Source organism: Duncaniella dubosii (assembly GCF_004803915.1).
GTDB lineage: Bacteria > Bacteroidota > Bacteroidia > Bacteroidales > Muribaculaceae > Duncaniella > Duncaniella dubosii.
In genome coordinates this window covers 1208268-1226819 of sequence record NZ_CP039396.1, presented here as the reverse complement: position 1 = coordinate 1226819, position 18552 = coordinate 1208268, and the positions used below count along the sequence as shown (strand labels likewise).

The 18552-nt window shown below is 46.9% G+C and carries 17 protein-coding genes and 1 tRNA gene; 13 read left to right on the top strand and 5 right to left on the bottom strand.

What is annotated here, in order from left to right; all coding sequences use genetic code 11:
- Positions 1–450: 450 nt before the first annotated feature.
- Together E7747_RS05355 and E7747_RS05350 are read left to right on the top strand one after the other, a co-directional pair.
- Positions 451–1083, top strand: coding sequence for a hypothetical protein (locus E7747_RS05355; RefSeq protein ID WP_136414572.1), 633 nt, complete (start codon positions 451–453; stop codon positions 1081–1083).
- A gap of 1133 nt (positions 1084–2216) precedes the next feature.
- Entirely contained in the window at positions 2217–2999 is a 783-nt protein-coding gene (locus E7747_RS05350) for a glycosyltransferase family 2 protein (protein WP_136414570.1), read from the top strand.
- Positions 3000–3046: 47 nt separating this feature from the next.
- Here E7747_RS05350 and E7747_RS05345 read toward each other — a convergent pair whose 3' ends face one another.
- Together E7747_RS05345 and E7747_RS05340 are read right to left on the bottom strand one after the other, a co-directional pair.
- Positions 3047–3700 carry a ribonuclease HII gene (locus E7747_RS05345; RefSeq protein ID WP_136414568.1) on the bottom strand — a complete coding sequence of 218 codons (654 nt, stop codon included), beginning with the start codon at positions 3698–3700 and terminating at the stop codon, positions 3047–3049.
- A gap of 22 nt (positions 3701–3722) precedes the next feature.
- Complete coding sequence (locus E7747_RS05340) at positions 3723–4433, bottom strand: response regulator transcription factor (protein WP_136414567.1); 711 nt, start codon at positions 4431–4433, stop codon at positions 3723–3725.
- Between the two features lie 258 nt (positions 4434–4691).
- Between E7747_RS05340 and pyrH the strand changes: the two genes are divergently transcribed.
- Positions 4692–5402, top strand: a complete 711-nt coding sequence (pyrH, locus tag E7747_RS05335; RefSeq protein ID WP_123613786.1) for a UMP kinase — start codon at positions 4692–4694, stop codon at positions 5400–5402.
- 54 nt (positions 5403–5456) lie between these two features.
- The gene (frr, locus tag E7747_RS05330; RefSeq protein ID WP_123613787.1) at positions 5457–6014 is read left to right on the top strand and encodes a ribosome recycling factor; all 558 of its coding nucleotides are present in this window, start codon (positions 5457–5459) and stop codon (positions 6012–6014) included.
- A gap of 121 nt (positions 6015–6135) precedes the next feature.
- Here the strand turns inward: frr and E7747_RS05325 are convergent, their stop codons facing one another.
- Positions 6136–6738: a DUF4254 domain-containing protein gene (locus E7747_RS05325; RefSeq protein WP_136414565.1), complete on the bottom strand. Its 603-nt coding sequence runs from the start codon at positions 6736–6738 to the stop codon at positions 6136–6138.
- A 191-nt stretch (positions 6739–6929) separates the two neighbouring features.
- Here E7747_RS05325 and E7747_RS05320 point away from each other — a divergent pair, with 191 nt between their 5' ends.
- The 9 genes from E7747_RS05320 to E7747_RS05280 all read left to right on the top strand — a co-directional run bounded on the left by E7747_RS05320 (position 6930) and on the right by E7747_RS05280 (position 17365).
- Entirely contained in the window at positions 6930–7709 is a 780-nt protein-coding gene (locus tag E7747_RS05320) for a radical SAM protein (RefSeq protein WP_136414563.1), read from the top strand.
- Positions 7710–7757: 48 nt separating this feature from the next.
- The gene (locus E7747_RS05315) at positions 7758–8672 is read left to right on the top strand and encodes a S66 peptidase family protein (protein WP_136414562.1); all 915 of its coding nucleotides are present in this window, start codon (positions 7758–7760) and stop codon (positions 8670–8672) included.
- 272 nt (positions 8673–8944) lie between these two features.
- Positions 8945–9373 (top strand): rRNA maturation RNase YbeY, encoded by a 429-nt coding sequence (gene ybeY, locus E7747_RS05310; protein WP_394366320.1) that lies wholly within the window; start codon positions 8945–8947, stop codon positions 9371–9373.
- Positions 9363–11243 (top strand): tRNA uridine-5-carboxymethylaminomethyl(34) synthesis enzyme MnmG, encoded by a 1881-nt coding sequence (mnmG, locus tag E7747_RS05305; protein WP_136414560.1) that lies wholly within the window; start codon positions 9363–9365, stop codon positions 11241–11243. Before ybeY ends, mnmG begins: the two co-directional genes overlap by 11 nt.
- Before the next feature lie 143 nt (positions 11244–11386).
- The gene (locus E7747_RS05300; protein WP_123613793.1) at positions 11387–11905 is read left to right on the top strand and encodes an adenine phosphoribosyltransferase; all 519 of its coding nucleotides are present in this window, start codon (positions 11387–11389) and stop codon (positions 11903–11905) included.
- 215 nt (positions 11906–12120) lie between these two features.
- On the top strand, positions 12121–13938 hold the full coding sequence (gene uvrC / locus E7747_RS05295) for an excinuclease ABC subunit UvrC (protein ID WP_136414558.1): 1818 nt from the start codon (positions 12121–12123) through the stop codon (positions 13936–13938).
- A 135-nt stretch (positions 13939–14073) separates the two neighbouring features.
- Positions 14074–14463, top strand: coding sequence for a hypothetical protein (locus E7747_RS05290; RefSeq protein ID WP_136414557.1), 390 nt, complete (start codon positions 14074–14076; stop codon positions 14461–14463).
- A gap of 141 nt (positions 14464–14604) precedes the next feature.
- A complete protein-coding gene (locus tag E7747_RS05285) occupies positions 14605–15768 on the top strand; it encodes an MFS transporter (RefSeq protein WP_168185239.1) in 1164 nt (387 codons plus the stop codon).
- A 100-nt stretch (positions 15769–15868) separates the two neighbouring features.
- On the top strand, positions 15869–17365 hold the full coding sequence (locus E7747_RS05280; RefSeq protein WP_136414553.1) for a glycoside hydrolase family 28 protein: 1497 nt from the start codon (positions 15869–15871) through the stop codon (positions 17363–17365).
- Between the two features lie 75 nt (positions 17366–17440).
- Here E7747_RS05280 and E7747_RS05275 read toward each other — a convergent pair.
- Positions 17441–17515, bottom strand: a tRNA-Pro gene (locus E7747_RS05275).
- A gap of 81 nt (positions 17516–17596) precedes the next feature.
- Complete coding sequence (locus E7747_RS05270; protein WP_136414551.1) at positions 17597–18541, bottom strand: D-2-hydroxyacid dehydrogenase; 945 nt, start codon at positions 18539–18541, stop codon at positions 17597–17599.
- Positions 18542–18552: the final 11 nt, after the last annotated feature.

Genomic DNA, 18552 nt, shown 5'->3' with positions numbered 1-18552 from the left:
TACATTTTATTCATAGTTATCTACATATTAACTCTCTTGATTTCGGCTACTTACCGAGTTTATTAACATTGTGTTAATAATGTGCAAAGTTAAAAACTTTTCATGTCATTTCCAACCGTTTTATGTTGAAAAGGGTATTGAAAACCGTTTGACAGATTCAATATAACTTATTTTGAGGAAATGATATAAGTCATATATCAGCAGGGTGATAATATATGCAAGGTTATTCTTTAAAAAGTCTTTGATTTGTTATTTACAGTTTTCAACATTGTTTTTAACAGTGTTGAAAACTATCGGATGAGATTTTTTCAGGTCTTGGAATAGTATTATTTTTGCGTTGTCAAGTCATATATGAAAAGGGCTTCTCTACGCTGCGCCGGCTGTCGTCAGGCTTGTGTTGAAAACCTTCATTATTTTATTAGTTTGTAAAAAACAAGTCGGATTTCGTCAATGGAAAAACTGAAAAAAACATCTATCTTGCGGTCGCTTCCTGCTCTCGTCTGCCTGTTGTTTCCGAGCGTGTCTGATGCCCGCGACGGCTCGGAAAATTACATATGGGAGGGGCTGTTTTTAGGAGGGCTCAACTCCAATGGCTGGGAGGCTCACGGCGGTGTCATGTGGATGCCTGTACCCTACGTTGGGTTGAGCGCAACACTCGGCCTCGACTCCGAAATTCATGAGTTTTCCGACTGGTGGGGAAACGGTATCGGCGATGTCTTGGACTATGATTTCATAGATGACAGTGATTATGATTACTGCACAAGATTGTTGCTTAAACCGTCGGTGGTATTCCGTTCGCCGGCCCTGTTAAGATTCGAGTCGCAGGATCTCGGGATTCATCTTTTTGCCTCTCCGGGATTAACTCTCGCCGTCCCGGCTTTAGGTAGTCGGAACGCTTCATGGGCCTATTGGAATGTCAGCGCAGGAATCAATGCCACCATTGACAGGTATGTGTTTTATCTCGGTTACAGCTATTCGAATTATAGTCTTCTTGACGGTCATCCATACACCCATCACGGAATAGATGTGGATAATCCCGGCAACACACATTCGGTCTGGATTGGAGTTGGCTATAAGCTTTAGATATTTTTCTAATAGGCTTTGAACACTTGTCGCCGTTGTCAATAACTGATGATGAATATTAAATTTAACAGCCGATATTGGTGAATTTTAAGAATATAGATAAAAAAATGAGAGAACTTCACAGTCCCCTCATCACATTTAACCTAACTTTTTAGTTGACTTTGTGTTATGCGTTGCTTTGCTTTGGTCGTAGCTATAAACTACTGACTTTTAAGTGTTGCAAATATAATAATAAAGTTTGAAACTACCCCCCCATTAGTTAATTTTTGTTAATAAAGTGTCGTTTGCTGGCATTTTGCCATTTTGTTTTTTTTACCACTTTATTGTGCATCAATGACCATGTCAAACGGAAGGCCAAAGAAAAAGCATATTGTCCGTGAGTGCGACACGCTCGGTTCGAATAGGAACATAAAAAAAGATGAGGGAACTTCACAGACCCCTCACCGCATTTAACCTAACTTTTTAGTTGACTTTGTGTTATGCGTTGCTTTGATAGTAGCTATAAGCCTACTGACATTAAGTGATGCAAAGGTAATAATAAAGTTTGAAACTACCCCCCCCCATTAGTTAATTTTTGTTAATAAAGTGTCGTTTGCTGGCATTTTGCCATTTTGTTTTTTTTACCACTTTATTGTGCATCAATGACCATGTCAAACGGAAGGCCAAAGAAAAAGCATATTGTCCGTGAGTGCGACACGCTCGGTTCGAATAGGAACATAAAAAAAGATGAGGGAACTTCACAGACCCCTCACCGCATTTAACCTAACTTTTTAGTTGACTTTGTGTTATGCGTTGCTTTGATAGTAGCTATAAGCCTACTGACATTAAGTGATGCAAAGGTAATAAGTAATTATCAAAATCCCCCCCCCCGTTAAGTTAAAATAGGTTAATAGGAGTCGATTTTGTAGCTTTTTGTTTTTAAACAGGTGATTTATACGTAAAAAGAAATTGTTAATTTTTTAGATAATATGTATCCGATAGATTTCGAAATCTTAAATACAGCTATCTGTAATGCGGATTAAATAATGAAAAAAGATTTATTATCGGTTACAGATGCGTTTTTTTAGCTAAAATATCTCTCGTTTGAAATATTTATTTTACATTTGTGGTTGGTAAGTTTGCACTTGTCATTAATGAATAAAATATCAGCTACCATACTTGCATATAATGAAGAGAAGCATATAGGTGCTTGTCTGGAATCATTGCGCGGTGTGGCTGATGAGATAATAGTGGTCGATTCCGGCTCTACCGACCATACGGTTGAGATCTGTGAAAAATTCGGCTGTCGTGTCAGCACTCGTAAGTTTGACGGTTTCGGTGCGCAGCGGCAGTATGCGACATCCCTTACGACACATCAATATATACTTTCTATTGATGCCGACGAGCTTTTGTCGCCGGCACTTCAGGAGTCGATAAAAAAGTTGAAAGATGATGGTTTCGGCCACAGGGTCTATAGTATCTCCCGCTTGAACTTTTATTGCGGTATACCTGTGAGACGTTGCGGATGGTATCCCGACCGTCAGATAAGACTTTTTGACAAGCGTTATGCCAACTGGAATTTGCGTGATGTTTCGGAGACGGTCATTTTCCGTGATTCCGTCAGACCTGAGTTTATTGACGGCGACATACTTCACCATCGTTGTGACACACGCGAGCAATATGAAAGAGTAGTGGCTTCACACGCCGCAATGAAGGCCAAAGTCCTTTCTGTGCGCGATGAGAATATAAGTGTTGTTTCGCCATTTATCCACGGCCTTAAAGCATTCTGGCACAGTTTTGTCAGAGAAGGGGGTATTTTTGAAGGTAAAGTCGGCCGTGAAATTTCAATGCAATCCTACAGATCGGAACTTCTTGCCTACACTACCGCGAGAAAGCTGAAAGCCGGTAACGGCCAAAGCAAGGATGATCGGAAATAAGTGCTGTGGGAAGTTATTGACAGCTTATTGAAACTGCTGTTGAAAAATCAGATTTCTTTCTTGCTCTTCTTTTGGGCAGCTTCGTCAGGGAGCAGTCTGAAAGTCATTCTGTGGATTGGGGTAGGTCCTAACTCTGCAATGGCCGCTCTGTGGTCACGTGTCGGATAGCCCTTGTTGACTTCCCAGTTGTAGCCGGGATATTTCTTTGCTGCATTATCCATAAATTCGTCGCGGTAAGTTTTCGCGAGAATTGATGCTGCAGCGATGTTGCCGAATCTGGCATCACCTTTCACTACTGTGGCATGGGGGATATCCTTGTAGGCTTTGAATCTGTTGCCGTCGACAGCTATAGCGCCGGGAACGACTTCGAGTTTGTCGAGCGCACGGTGCATTGCCAGTATGGAGGCATTGAGAATATTAATGCTGTCAATCTCGCTGTGGTCACACGACGCTACAGCCCAAGCCACAGCGTCGCGCTCGATGATAGGGCGGAGAAGTTCCCGCTGACGGGCCGTCAGTTTTTTTGAGTCGTTGAGAAGTTCGTTTGTATAACCGTCAGGAAGAATTACGGCTGCAGCGAATACAGGTCCGGCGAGACATCCGCGACCGGCTTCATCACATCCGGCCTCAAGGATGAACGGCGTTGTCGATGACGGAAGCGGTGCGGACTGACTTTTATTTATGGCACTTGATTTTTTCATATTCAGATGTGCGTTACCGTTGTCAGATGTCCATGAATCCGTAGCCAAGTCCCGAACGGTTGACAATATTCTGACCGTAGCTGCCAAGCTTTTTACGCAGTCGGGAGATGTTGACATCAACGAGACGCGGATTGTTCATTTCCTCGCCGGGCCAAGCGGTCGTGAATATTTCTTCACGTGTGAAGAGCTTGTTGCGTGAGCGCAGTAACTGGGTAAGTATGGAAAATTCGGTCGGTGAGAGCGAAATGGAATCTCCGTCGATGATAAGTCCGCGTGAATCGACATTGAGTATAAGCGTGCGGTATTCGATTGTCCGGGCATTTGAAGCAGGTGCGAAATTTCTGTGCCGGCGCAGCACTGAGCGGACTCTTGCCATGAATTCACGCAGTGAGAATGGCTTGATTACATAATCGTCTGCTCCGGAATTGAGTCCGGCTATAATGTCGTTTTCACCGTCAAGAACTGTACAGAAGACCACCGGGATATGTTGGGTCATGCGGTCGTCCTTCATTCTTTCAAGTAGTTCAAGTCCGTCGATCTCTCCGGGTAGTCTGACTTCTGTTATGACGAGATTGAATGTGTCAAGCGGCAGGGTTAGCGCATCTTCCGCCCGGACTACAGATGTGACACGATAACCCTCGCTCTGAAGGTTACTTTCGAGCAGGGCTGTGATGTTTCTGTCGTCATCTATGAGCAGAATAGCGGGTATGGTTTTTGATTCAAAATTACTCACGAATGTAGTAAGGAGAAAGAATAACTGATAGTATACGGTTGACTTTATATGCAAAAATAGGGGATATTTATCTTTTGAGAAAATTTGTAACCAAATTGTGTAAAGTTTGAAATCAAATTGTCATGAATATTGCGGCGTTTTCCACATATAAAATATGTGTATTTTAATTTTTAGCGTCCAATGGTTGTGTTATTGCGGGAATAATCATTACCTTTGTTGAAACATCAATAAACAACGGTATAAAATTCATTAAAAACAATGGAACCAAAATACAGAAGAGTCCTCCTCAAGCTCAGCGGTGAATCGCTGATGGGAAAGCAGGGCTATGGCATCGACACTGACCGTCTGAATGAATATGCCCGTCAGATTATGGAAATCTGTTCGATGGGTGTTCAAGTGGCTATCGTAATCGGCGGAGGTAACATCTTCCGTGGGGTTTCAGGTGCGGCCAAAGGTTTCAACCGTGTGAAGGGCGACCAGATGGGTATGCTTGCCACTGTCATCAACTCGCTCGCCCTTTCGTCGGCACTCGATGCTATCGGTCAGCCAGCAAAAGTTTTCACAGCTCTCAACATGTATCCGATCGGCGATTATTATTCAAACCGCGTGGCCATAGAAGCCCTCCAGCGCGGCGAGGTCGCTGTCATTGCCGGAGGAACAGGCAATCCGTTTTTCACTACCGACACCGGCAGTGCGCTCCGAGGCATAGAAGTCGAAGCTGATGTCATGCTCAAGGGCACACGTGTCGACGGCATCTATACCGCCGATCCTGAAAAAGATCCCACAGCAACCAAATTTGATAAAATCACTTATGACGAAGTCTACAACCGCGGACTTAAAGTGATGGATCTCACGGCTACTGCTCTCTGCAAGGAAAATCATCTTCCTATCGTTGTGTTCGACATGGATACCCCCGGCAATCTCCTGAAAGTCATCAAGGGCGAACCGATCGGCACACTCGTCTATTAACAGGATAGTCTCCATGACCCCGATATTTGACACTTAAAACTTAATACTTATAAAATGGAACCCTCTGATTACTTAAATCCGGCCCAAGAAAAGATGGAGTTGGCCGTGGCTTATCTCGATGAGGCACTTGCCCACATCCGTGCAGGCAAGGCTAATCCGAAGATTCTCGATTCAGTACGCGTGAGCTACTATGGTTCAAACGTGCCTGTATCTCAGGTTGCCAACGTAGCTGTTCCCGATGCTCGTACCATCACCATCACTCCGTGGGAAAAGGCTATGTTCAAGGAAATTGAAAAAGCCATCATAAATTCCGAACTGGGCATTACTCCTGAAAACAACGGTGAAATTATTCGTATTTCCATTCCCCCGCTGACCGAGGAACGCCGCCGCGCTCTCGTAAAGCAGTCCAAGGCCGAGGCCGAGACTGCGAAAGTTAGTGTGCGTAACGCACGCCGTGATGCTATCGACGGTCTTAAGAAGGCTGTGAAGCAGGGTATGAGCGAAGATGTGGAAAAGGATGCAGAAAACGATGTCCAGAAACTCCACGATAAATATCTCAAGAAGATTGATGAACTTTTCGCAGCTAAGGAAAAAGAAATCCTCACTGTGTAAAAATATTGTATTCCGCCTCTGCTTCTTTCTGTGAGAGAGGATGGGAGCGGTGAAACACAAAAACAGCAGGAATGACATAATGTCGCTCCTGCTGTTTTTGTGTTTCACATCTATCTCGGATTTATTTTTTGTAGAGGACGGGATTGGTCGACGGATCGTTATACATTTTCATCTGGCGGTATACTTTCATGTATTTGCGACCTGCAGCGATGTCATCGAGCAACTGGTCGATGGCAGTTGTCAGGTCGTTTTCCTGCTGGAGAAGCACGTTGAGTTTAGCCTGACACTTGGCAATGTGCTCGGGCGAAGCGTCGGTGCGTTCTACTTCGCGAGCCATGTGATAGATTTTCAGTGCGAGAATTGACAGGCGGTCAAGCGCCCACGCCGGGCTTTCGGTGTTGATCGTTGCATCGGCCAATGGTGTCACATCGGCATATTTCTCGCGGAAATAAGTGTCTATCTCCTCTACCATATCTGTGCGGTCCTGATTTGACTTGTCGATGCGGCGTTTTAGGGCAAGCGCTGCGACGGGATCAATGTTGGGGTCGCGGATTATATCTTCAAGATGCCACTGCACGGCATCAATCCAGTTCTTGGCAAAGAGGGTAGCTTCGATTGTGCCATCCTGATAGGGGTTTGCAACGCGGGCATCAACATCGTCAGTCTTGTGGTAGAGAGCTGTCGTGTCAGCGAAAATTCTGAAAGAGTCACGTGCGAAATTCATGGGATATGGTGTTTGGTTAAAGAGTTGGATGATTTAATAAATGCAAAGATGGTGATTTTTATCCCGAAAACAAAGGAGAGCCCCGAAAAAAATGCTTAATTTTGCTATTCAAGTGTCTGCGAAGCCATATTTGCAGACTCTCTATAAATAATTATCGGTAGGTCCAACCAATGGTTTCATAATATAAGATCATGCAGACTGTACTTTTCCATTCCACTATTTTCGGCCCTATACGTTCGCGGCGTCTTGGTGTGTCGCTCGGTGTCAATCTCACCCCCGATGACGGTAAGATATGTTCGTTCGACTGCTTGTATTGTGAGGCCGGTTTTAATGCGCAGGGACAGGGGACAACAGGCTTTCCTCCACGCGAGCAGGTGGCACGACAGCTTGAATCGCGTCTGAAAAACATGAGTGCTGCCGGAGAGCCGCTTGATGTGATTACCTTTTCGGGTAATGGCGAGCCTACGCTCCATCCTGATTTCGGAGGAGTGATCGACGACACTCTGCGCATCCGCGACGAGTATTATCCGTCGGCCAAGGTCAGTGTACTGAGCAATTCCACTCGTCTTGACCGTCCCTCGGTCGAGGAGGCTTTAAGGAAAGTCGACAACAATATTCTTAAACTCGATTCGGCTGTTACGGATACAATGAAAGTGATCGACCGCCCGAACAATCCGGCATTCACATCTGAAAAAGCAATAGCTGACATTGCCAAGTTTCACGGCCAGTGTATTGTCCAGACTATGTTTCTGCGTGGAGAATATGACGGAGTGAAAATCGACAACACTACCACGGCGGAAGTCGATGCCCTTGTCAAAGCCTACACGACCATAGCTCCCCGTGAAATCATGATCTACTCCATCGACCGCAAGACTCCGGCCGAGACTCTTGAAAAAATCGACCGTCAGGAGCTTGAGAGGATAGGGGAGCGCATAGCGTCTGAAACAGGAATCCCGGTTCAGGTCGCGTAATGTAAAAAACAAGTGGCCGTCACGGCCTCGTGAATAATATATTTTCTCATGGCAGAGCTTTCCATTCTGACTCCCCGTCCGCTTCGACGCGGTGACCGTATAGCCATAGTCTCACCAGCCGGAATCATCAAGCCGCAGATTGTCTACAACTGTCTCCCTGTCCTTGCTGACCGGGGATGGATTCCTTATGTCGGCGAGAACACCTTTAATCGCGAAGGTACTTATGCCGGCACTGACGACGAGCGCTATTCCGATCTGGAGACAGCCTTTCTCGATCCTGATACACGTGCCATCATCTGCGCGAGGGGTGGCTATGGAGCTGTGCATCTTCTCGACCGTCTTGACCGCCTGCCGTTGCGCGACGATCCGAAATGGGTTGTCGGCTACAGTGACATCTCTGCTCTCCATGCGCTGATGACCCGTAAAGGAATCAAATCGCTCCATGCTCCGATGACAAAACACATAGCGCAGTTTTCAGGCAAAGACGGTGATTCGCAGTTGCTCTTTGAGAAACTTGAAGGAGCGGTACCTGAAGTGGAGGTGGAGGCTCATCCCTTGAATCGTCCCGGCAAAGCAGAAGGTTTGTTGGCGGGAGGAAATCTCGCAGTGATTGCCGGACTGGTTTCGACTCCCTTTGATGTGATCCGTCCCGGAACTATCCTCTTCATTGAAGATATTGCCGAGCCTATATATAAGGTGGAGCGTATACTCTACACTCTCCGACTGAGCGGAGCGCTCGGTTCGTTGGGCGGACTTATTGTCGGACAGTTTACCGATTATGCTCCTGACCGCAATTCCCCGACAATGGAGGCCATGATTTCACGAATTGTCGAGCCATTCGATTTCCCTGTCGCATTCGGTTTCCCGATTGGCCATGTTGACCACAACATCCCCATGACCTGTTCGTCGGAAGTAGCACTTGATGTTTCTTCGGATACGACTCTGCTTTCAACGATAGGGTAGGGGAGGGGGACTGTTTTTGAAAATTAAAATATAGAATATATTGTCTAATATTTAAAATTTAGTGTCTTTATTTTTAGTTATTGTCGATTTTGCCTTTTGAGGTTGTAAAATTCGTGCCCGTTTATGCGGGCGATTGAAAATATTAAAATCTCAGAGCCTTAAAATTGGCGTAAAAGGCTTTTATTTAGTAAAATAAGCTCAATTTTTATGTTCGGGAAAATGACGAATCTAAAAATTTTGACGTTAAATGAAAAATTGACTAACTTTGTAACATGAAGAAAATAGAGTGGCTGACCGACGGCACTACAAAAATGCCTGATTTTGACACCGCACGGCTCGAAGAGTGGATTGTAGCGGTGGCTGCTTCTCACAATCGTATTGTCGGCCCCTTGACCTATATCTTTTGCGATGACCCCAAGATTATCGAGGTCAACCGTCAGTTTCTCAATCATGATTATTTTACGGATATCATCACTTTCGACTACTCTCGCGGAAGGATGATTTCAGGCGATATGTTTATTTCACTTGACACCGTCGAGTCCAATTCAGTTTTAGTCGGAGCGACATATACCCGTGAACTGTTGCGGGTGATTATTCATGGAGTGCTCCATTTATGCGGCATAAACGATAAAGGGCCGGGCGAACGTGAGATAATGGAATCTTTTGAAAATAAAGCACTAAAAAAGTTAGATGAGATTTGACTACGACCTCATTGTCATAGGAGCGGGTCATGCCGGATGTGAGGCTGCTCACGCTGCTGCACGTCTTGGTGTCAGCACCCTTCTTATGACTATTGACATGAACAAGATTGCCCAGATGAGTTGTAATCCGGCCGTCGGGGGCATTGCAAAAGGACAGATTGTAAGAGAAATTGATGCGCTCGGCGGAATGATGGGCATTGTCACTGATGAAAGTGCCATACAGTTCCGCATGCTTAACCGCTCGAAAGGGCCGGCAATGTGGAGTCCGCGTGCACAGAGCGACCGCATGGCTTTTTCCCGTCTGTGGCGCGAGATTCTTGAGAATACTCCAAACCTTGACATCTGGCAGGATTCTGCCAATGAACTTGTTATAAAAGACGGGTGCGTGGCTGGTGTCAGGACTTGTCTCGGAGTGACTTTCAATGCGAAAACCGTTGTCCTGACAGCCGGTACTTTTCTTAACGGACTAATGCACACAGGCCCGGTGAAACTTCCCGGCGGACGTGTGTCAGAACCTGCATCATATGGTCTCACAGAGCAGTTGCGCGAACTCGGTTTTGCAACCGACCGCATGAAGACAGGTACACCGGTGCGCATTGACGGCCGCTCGGTTGACTGGAGTCTTACGACTCTTCAGGAGGGTGACGATGATTTCCACAAATTCTCTTATCTCTCGAATGTCCGTCGCAGACTGCATCAGCGTCCGTGTCACACTGTCTATACAAATCCCGAGACACATCGGATTTTGCGTGAGGGGCTTCCTGATTCTCCGCTCTACAACGGTCAGATCAAGAGCATCGGGCCTCGCTACTGTCCCAGCATCGAGACCAAGATTGTCACCTTTGCCGACAAGAACGAACATCAGCTTTTCCTCGAACCCGAAGGAGAAGTGACCAATGAATACTATCTAAACGGATTCTCTTCCTCTCTTCCTGTCGACATACAGATCCGGGCGCTTGAGACTGTACCGGCTCTCAAAAATGTGCAGATCTACCGTCCGGGCTACGCTATCGAATATGACTTTTTTGATCCCACGCAGCTCTATCACACATTAGAGACAAAGCTCATTTCAGGCTTATATTTTGCCGGACAGGTCAACGGAACGACCGGCTATGAAGAAGCTGCCGGACAGGGGCTGGTTGCCGGAATCAACGCTGCGTTGAAGGTCAAAGGAGAAGCCCCCTTCACTCTTGCGCGCGATGAAGCTTATATCGGAGTGCTTATCGACGACCTTGTCACAAAGGGAGTCGACGAACCTTATCGCATGTTTACTTCGCGTGCAGAATATCGCATTCTTCTCCGTCAGGATGATGCAGATATGCGCCTGACTCCGCGTGGTCACGCCATCGGACTGGCTACCGATTACCGCTTTGAAATCATGGAGAGCAAACGTCGTCAGCGCGATGCTCTGATTGAGTTCTGCAAAGACTTTTCGGTGAAAAGCGCGTTTGTAAATCCATATCTTGAATCAATCGGTGAGCAGCCGTTGAAGCAGGGTGTGAAACTTTATGACCTTATCCTGCGTCCTGCGCTGAACATTCAGAAGCTATCGGAAGTGATAACACCCTTAGGTGACTTCATTGCTGAAAATATAGAGGAAAGCCGTCGGGAGGAAATTATCGAAGCTGCCGAAATCCTTATAAAATATCAGGGATACATTCAGCGCGAAAGCCAGATTGCCGACAAACTTCGTCGTCTTGAAAACCTTGCTCTCCGAGGTAAGATTGACTATTCGAAACTTACCACCCTGTCGACTGAGGCACGCCAGAAACTTGAAAAAATCAATCCCGAAACAATCGCTCAGGCTTCCCGTATTCCCGGTATCTCCCCGGCGGATATAAACATTCTGTTGCTTATGTTAGGGCGATAAAATCATTGTTTCACGTGAAACAAAACGGGTAAAATCGCGTGAGATTTCCCGTAGAAAACTGTGATAATACAAAGCGATATTCTTCTATCCTTTCTATTTAATACCTGCTGCTTAATACTTAAAACTTAATACTTATATAATATATGGAATATTTAAAGCGACGCATTCGTGATGTCTATGATTTCCCGCAGAAAGGAGTCATATTCCGCGACATCACAACTCTTCTTAAAGATCCGCGCGGTCTTCATATCATCGGGTGGGATCTTTCTCAACTTTACCGCGACAAAGGCGTTACTAAAGTAGTCGGAATTGAGTCCCGTGGTTTTATCGGCGGTTCGATTCTTGCCTTCGAACTTGGTGCCGGATTTGTCCCCGTACGTAAGCCCGGCAAGCTTCCTGCCGATACTATCAGCACTTCCTACGACAAGGAATATGGCAAAGACGTGATAGAGATTCATCGTGATGCCATCACCCCCGACGATGTGGTTGTGATTCATGACGACGTCCTTGCCACAGGCGGTACGATGGCGGCTGCCTATGAGCTTGTGAAGTCAATGAATCCGAAGAAAATTTACATCAATTTTATCATTGAGCTGCTCGACCTTAAAGGTCGCGAAAATCTTCCGGCAGAAGCCGAGGTGACATCTTTGATTACATATTGATTTACTTCGTTTCCAAGATTTCTTCCGACTTTATTTCCCTGCATAGTCTTTTGAGACTATGTGCGATTATAACCCCACAATTAGCGAGTGGTACAGATTTTCGGTCTGTAGTGTCGCAAGGTGTGGGGTAAATAATATTATGATGTAAGGTATAAGTGAGATCATTCATCGGGATGATTCTCATTTTGCCTCGTATATAAACACTCTTTTTGATTATGGCCAAGCATAAGAAATCAGCTTCCCTTACAGAAAAAATTTCAATACTTCCCGATACTCCCGGTGTCTACATGTATTATGACTCCGAGGGTACAGTCATCTATGTCGGCAAGGCCAAGAATCTGAAAAGACGTGTCAGCTCCTATTTCAACAGGACTCATGACAGTCTGCGCACAAATCTCCTTGTCCGTGCGATTGTCGACATGAGCTACATTGTAGTCCCGACCGAGCAGGATGCGCTTAATCTGGAAGCATCCATGATAAAGGAATATCAGCCTCGCTACAATGTCCTTCTTAAAGATGATAAATCCTACCCTTGGATAGTGGTGACAAACGAGCCTTTTCCTAAAGTTTTCATGACCCGTCAGCGTATCAAGGATGGCTCGAAATATTATGGACCTTACACTGACTCGGGTTCCGCACGCGCAATACTCGAACTTGTCAGAAAAATATATTGTGTGCGCTCCTGCCGTCAGCCGATGACCCTTGACTGGATAAAGGCCGGCAAGGGGCGTCTGTGTCTCGACTATCATCTGAAGCGCTGCAAAGGCTGCTGCAACGGGCTTGTTTCCTCTGAAGAATATAACCGCGACATTGACAGGATACGTGCGATCCTGCGCGGTGAGACTGGCGAACTGCTCGCTTATCTGCGCGGCGAAATGGAGAAACTTTCCATGGAGCTCCGCTTTGAGGAGGCACAGGAACTGAAGGAGCAGTATGACCTCATAAAGCGTTATCAGGCCAAGAGCGTGATTGTCTCACAGACCATAGAGGATATTGATGTTTTTGGCATTGACGACGAGGATTCCGATGTCTACATTAACTATATGCACGTCCGTCGCGGAGCAGTCGTGAAATCTGTCACATTGGAATTCAAACGCCGTCTCGATGAATCGCGGGCACAGCTTCTGGGATATGCGATGTCGGAGATCGCCGAGTCGCTTGGTGTGAAATTCGATGAAGTGATTGTTGCCGAAGAGCCGGATGTCGAGATGCCTTCGGTCAAGTTTGTCATTCCACAGCGTGGCGACAAGGCAAAGCTGCTGGAAGTTTCTCAGAAGAATGCACGCCAGCATCGTGTCGACCGTATCAATACTATGGAGAAGAGAAACCCTGAGACAAGAACCGAGCGAATACTCCAACGTATGCAGTCCGATTTTCATCTCTCCGAGCTTCCTCACCATATAGAGTGTTTCGATAACTCGAACATACAGGGTACGAATCCTGTGGCATCGTGTGTCGTTTTCAAGGATGCAAAGCCGAGCAAGAAAGACTACCGTCATTTCAATATCAAGACGGTTGTCGGACCTGACGATTTCGCTTCCATGAAAGAGGTTCTGACGCGTCGTTATTCACGTCTGGTAAGCGAGGACAAACCGCTTCCACAGCTTATAGTGGTCGATGGTGGCAAGGGACAGTTGTCGGCAGCCGTCGAAGCGCTCGATGACATGGGACTGCGTGGTAGAATTGCCGTCGTGGGCATAGCCAAGCGTCTTGAAGAAATCTATTTCCCCGGTGACAGCATACCCCTCTACATTGACAAGAACAGCGAGACTCTGCGTGTCGTCCAGCATCTGCGCGACGAAGCTCACCGCTTCGGCATAACACACCATCGCAACCGTCGCAGCAAGTCGCAGGCCGTGTCGGAGCTTGACGGGATAAAGGGTGTCGGCGAGAAGACACGTACTGCTTTGCTGACACATTTCAAAAGTGTCAAGCGTCTGCGCGAGGCTGATCTCGACACTATAGCCGAACTTATCGGACCGGCCAAAGCTTCGATAGTCTATGGCGCGCTCCATGCTGTTGACGAGAATTGAGATTATCTTTTGTATTATCGCACCAAAAAGGGATGTTGCAATCACTAACTTTGCAGCATCCCTTTTCCATGCCCATGCCATAAAATTTTCTCTCCTGTCTCCTTGAAATTTCAATCTCCCAATTCTCCACTCAACATGTTTTTTCTCCTGCTTATTGACTATCTCTGTGTTTTGGCTTCCGTCATAGCCGATCTCATCAGCGGTCTGCGTAAAGCAAGACTGCGCGGTGAAAAATGCACTTCCTCCGGCCTTAGACGAACGGTTGATAAAATCGGCCGTTACTACCTTGCATTGTTCTCCATGACCGTCATCGATATCATGCTCTTATTTTCGCTTGATTTCCTAAAGGAATCCGGCATCATGATTGTCCCGGTCTTTCCTTATCTGACATCCTGCGGAGCGCTTTCACTCGCATTGATTGAAGTAAAAAGCATTTGCGAACGTTCGGATGAAAAAGGCGATCTGCGACAGATTCTCACCAATATTATTTCTCTGCTCACCCGCCTTCCGAACTATAAAATGTGATATAGAACTAATCGTAAGAACCTGAATCCGCATCCGATGATTTCTATAATAAAATTAGAGTCGTCGGGTGTGGATTTTTTTGTATTTTTGCACCTCAAATTTTTTAAGGAAAAAGATCTAAAATTTCTAAGGTAGCAAATTGTGAAACGTTTTCTCCCCTTGATTCTGCTGACTATCGCAGGTTTTACTTTCAACACATCCGAACTTACACCTATCGGACTTCTCAGTGATATTGCAACAGACTTCGGTGTGACCGAGGCTCACGCCGGGTTATTGATAACCATCTATGCTTGGGTTGTTGCCTGTCTGTCATTGCCCTTGATGCTTTGGTGTGCGAGGATGGATTTTCGTCGGCTGCTTCTCTACGTAGTGGCATTGTTTTTCGTCAGTCACATCGGCTCGGTATTATCCATCGGTTTCTGGACTCTCATGTTGTCGCGCATCGGTGTCGCTACGGCTCATTCCCTGTTCTGGTCTATCGCTCCGACTATGGCTGTAGCAGTAAGTCCTGACGGCCGTCGTTCGACAGCGTTGAGTGCCCTTGTCGCCGGCGGAGGTGTGGCTCTCGTCATCGGTCTTCCTCTCGGTCGTGTGCTGGGTCTGCTTGCCGGTTGGAGAGTGACACTCGGATTTCTCGGCTTGCTCTCTTTTCTGATACTTATAGGGCTTTATTTCTTTTTCCCAAGGATTGCACGCAGCGGTCAGGATGAATCCCGAGGCCGGATGCTCAAAGATATTCTTAAGTCGCGTCCACTTCTGATGGTCTACTTTATCACGGCTGTGATTGTTACAGGCCACTACACCGGCTACAGCTACATCGAGCCGTTCATGGACAGTATTCTGCACATCGAGGCCAAGGCGATTACTTTTACGCTATGTCTTTTTGGCATCGCCGGGCTTGCGGGCAGTTTCCTTATGACACGCTATTTTCCCCGCCATCCGCGTTTCATAATTTCCGCCGCCTGCATATCATTGCCGGTGATTATGCTTTTTCTGCTTCCGGGCGCGCGGCTTGGTCTGGTGGCCCTTTCGCTGATATGTGTTTTGTGGGGACTTGCGATCACTGTCTACAATATCGCATTTCAGAATGAAATCATTGTGCTTTCTCCCCACAATTCGGCAGTGGCCATGAGCATATATTCCGGTATATTCAATCTTGGCATCGGTGCGGGCGCGTTTGCAGGTGGCATCGTCTGTGAACACGGGATGATGGCCGATATCGGTTACGTAGGCGGAACGATTGCTCTCGCCGCAGCTCTCTTTGCGCTTTTCTGTTATCTTCCGGCCAGAAGCTACAAGGAGTGATAAGGATTAACAAGGATTTTTCGTATCTTTGCACTTATACGACTTTTCAAAAGTGACAATAAAAAACAATTAACAATTTAATAAATTAAATCCTTAAAACATGAAAATCTGTTCAAGCTGCACTCTGCTTGCCGGGGCTATCCTTTCGCTTTCAGGTTTTGCAACCTCAATCGAGGCTTCCGACTACAGTAGCTTTTACAAAAATCTGCCGATAGAACTATCGCCGGTAACTCCGCCGTCAATCCCTTCATACGAAGTTGACATCACTGCGTTTGGCGGAGTCAACGACGGTGTCACTCTCAACACCGAAGCTTTTGCAAAAGCTATGGCGCATCTTGCAGACAAAGGCGGCGGACGTCTTGTAGTTCCCGAAGGTATCTGGTACACCGGCCCGATTCTTTTTGAAAGTAATGTGGAACTTCATCTCGACCGGGGGGCACTCGTCCTTTTCAGCGAGAATCTGGCCGACTATCCTGCTGTCGCTTCCGACTGGGAAGGACTGTCTACCCACCGTGCGACTTCGCCTCTATCAGCCCGCGACAAGCACGACATAGCCATCACGGGCGACGGCACTTTCAACGGCAATGGCCAGAAGTGGCGTCCTGTCAAGAAAAGCAAGATGACAGCCGACCAATGGAAAAAGCTAATCAAGACAGGATGTGTCAATGCCAAGGGCGATGTCTGGTTTCCTAACGAGCGTATCCGTGAGGTTTACGAGGACAAGGCTCTTCAGGCCAAGGTCCATCATGGCGATAAAGAACTTGTCGACTATGCCCACGATTTTCTGCGCCCGGTGCTGTTGTCGTTCATCAATTGCCGCAACGTGATGCTCAAGGACGCTACTTTTGAGAATTCACCCGCATGGAATCTTCATCCCCTCCTCTGCGAGAATCTTATCATAGATAATGTGAATGTACGCAATCCGTGGTATGCACAGAACGGTGACGGTGTCGACATTGAGTCATGCCGCAACGTCCTCGTCGCAAACAGCCGCTTTGACGTGGGCGACGATGCCATCTGTATCAAATCAGGTAAGGACAAGGACGGACGCGACAGAGGCATACCGTGTACCAACGTACTCATTGACGGATGTACGGTTTATCATGGTCATGGAGGATTTGTAATCGGATCGGAAATGTCGGGCGGCTGCAAGGACATCATTGTCAATAACTGTGTTTTCATCGGCACTGATGTCGGACTACGTTTCAAGTCTACACGTGGCCGTGGCGGCGTGGTCGAGGACATTTATGTCGACAATATAAAGATGACCGACATTGCCGGCGATGCCCTCATCTTTGACCTTTACTATGGCATCAAGCCGGGTGCACCTGTCCCTCCTGTGACTGAAGAGACTCCCTCGTTCCGCAACATCTACATTGATGATGTGACATGCCGTTCAGCCAAGCGTGCAGCACTTTTCAACGGTCTGCCGGAAATGCCGATGAAGAACGTCGTGATACGCAATTCTCATTTCCGCGCCGATTCCGGAATAGAGCTTAATCATGTCGACGGTCTTACTCTTGAGAACGTCCGTATAACAGTTCCCGGGGAAACTATCAAGAAAGGCGAAGGCGTGAAAAACGTAAGCGTGAAATGAAAACCTTACTTAAACAGACTGATGACAAATAAAAAAACGAGAGCGGAATTCAAAATTCCGCTCTCGTTTTTTTGCGTCGGGGTGACAGGATTCGAACCTGCGACCACCTGGTCCCAAACCAGGTGCGCTACCGGACTGCGCTACGCCCGATTGTCGGAAGCTCTCTTCAAGCTTTGACAAGTGCAAAGGTAGTTACAAAAAATTATTTATGCAATACTTTCATCGCATATCTCACACTAAATTTTGTGGATTGTTCCCGATTGACGATTTCAGGTTCTCGATTGATATGTCGATGAGTCTTTTTCTTGCCTGTGTCGACTGCCATGCGATATGGGGTGTGACATAGCATCGCGGACATCCTATAAGTGGAGAGCCGTGACGTGGAGGTTCTTCGCAGAGGACATCGATTCCGGCTGCGGCAATGCGTTCCTCACGGAGAGCTTCGGCAAGGGCTTCTTCATCGACGAGCGGGCCTCGCGATGTGTTGATGAGAATGGCCGAAGGTTTCATTTTTGCAATAGCCTCACGGTTGACAATTCCTTTTGTCGTCGGAGTCAGGGCGGAGTTGAGAGATATGACATCGCTTTGGCTGAAAAGTGTGTCGAGGCTTACACGCTCTACCCCTTCGGGTAGCTCGCGCTTTGAATTTGTAATGACCTTCATGCCGAAAGCCTGCGCGATGGCTGCCACCCGTCTGCCGATGTTGCCCATTCCGATTATCCCGATGGTCATGCCGGCAAGTTCGTTGAATGGTGTGAGGCGGTAGCTGAAATCCTTGTTCCCTGACCATTCTCCTTTATTGACCGATTCGGCATAGTCGCCGATTGTATTTATGATATGCAGCAGATGGGCGAACACAAGCTGAGCCACGGAATCGGTTGAGTAAGCCGGCACATTGCATACGGCGATTTCGCGACGGTGGGCCGCCTCTATGTCGACATTATTATAGCCTGTGGCAAGGACTCCGATGAATTTAAGCGCGGGCAACGCCTCCATTATTTCATCGGTGATAACGACCTTGTTTGTGTATATGGCGGTCGCGTCGTTGGCACGTTCCACCACTTCACCGGGAGCAGTGCGGTCATACACTGTCACTTCTCCGAGATTTTCGAGAGCATTCCATGAGAGGTCTCCGCTGTTGGCCACATAGCCGTCGAGAATAACAATTTTTTCCATGACTCCAAAGA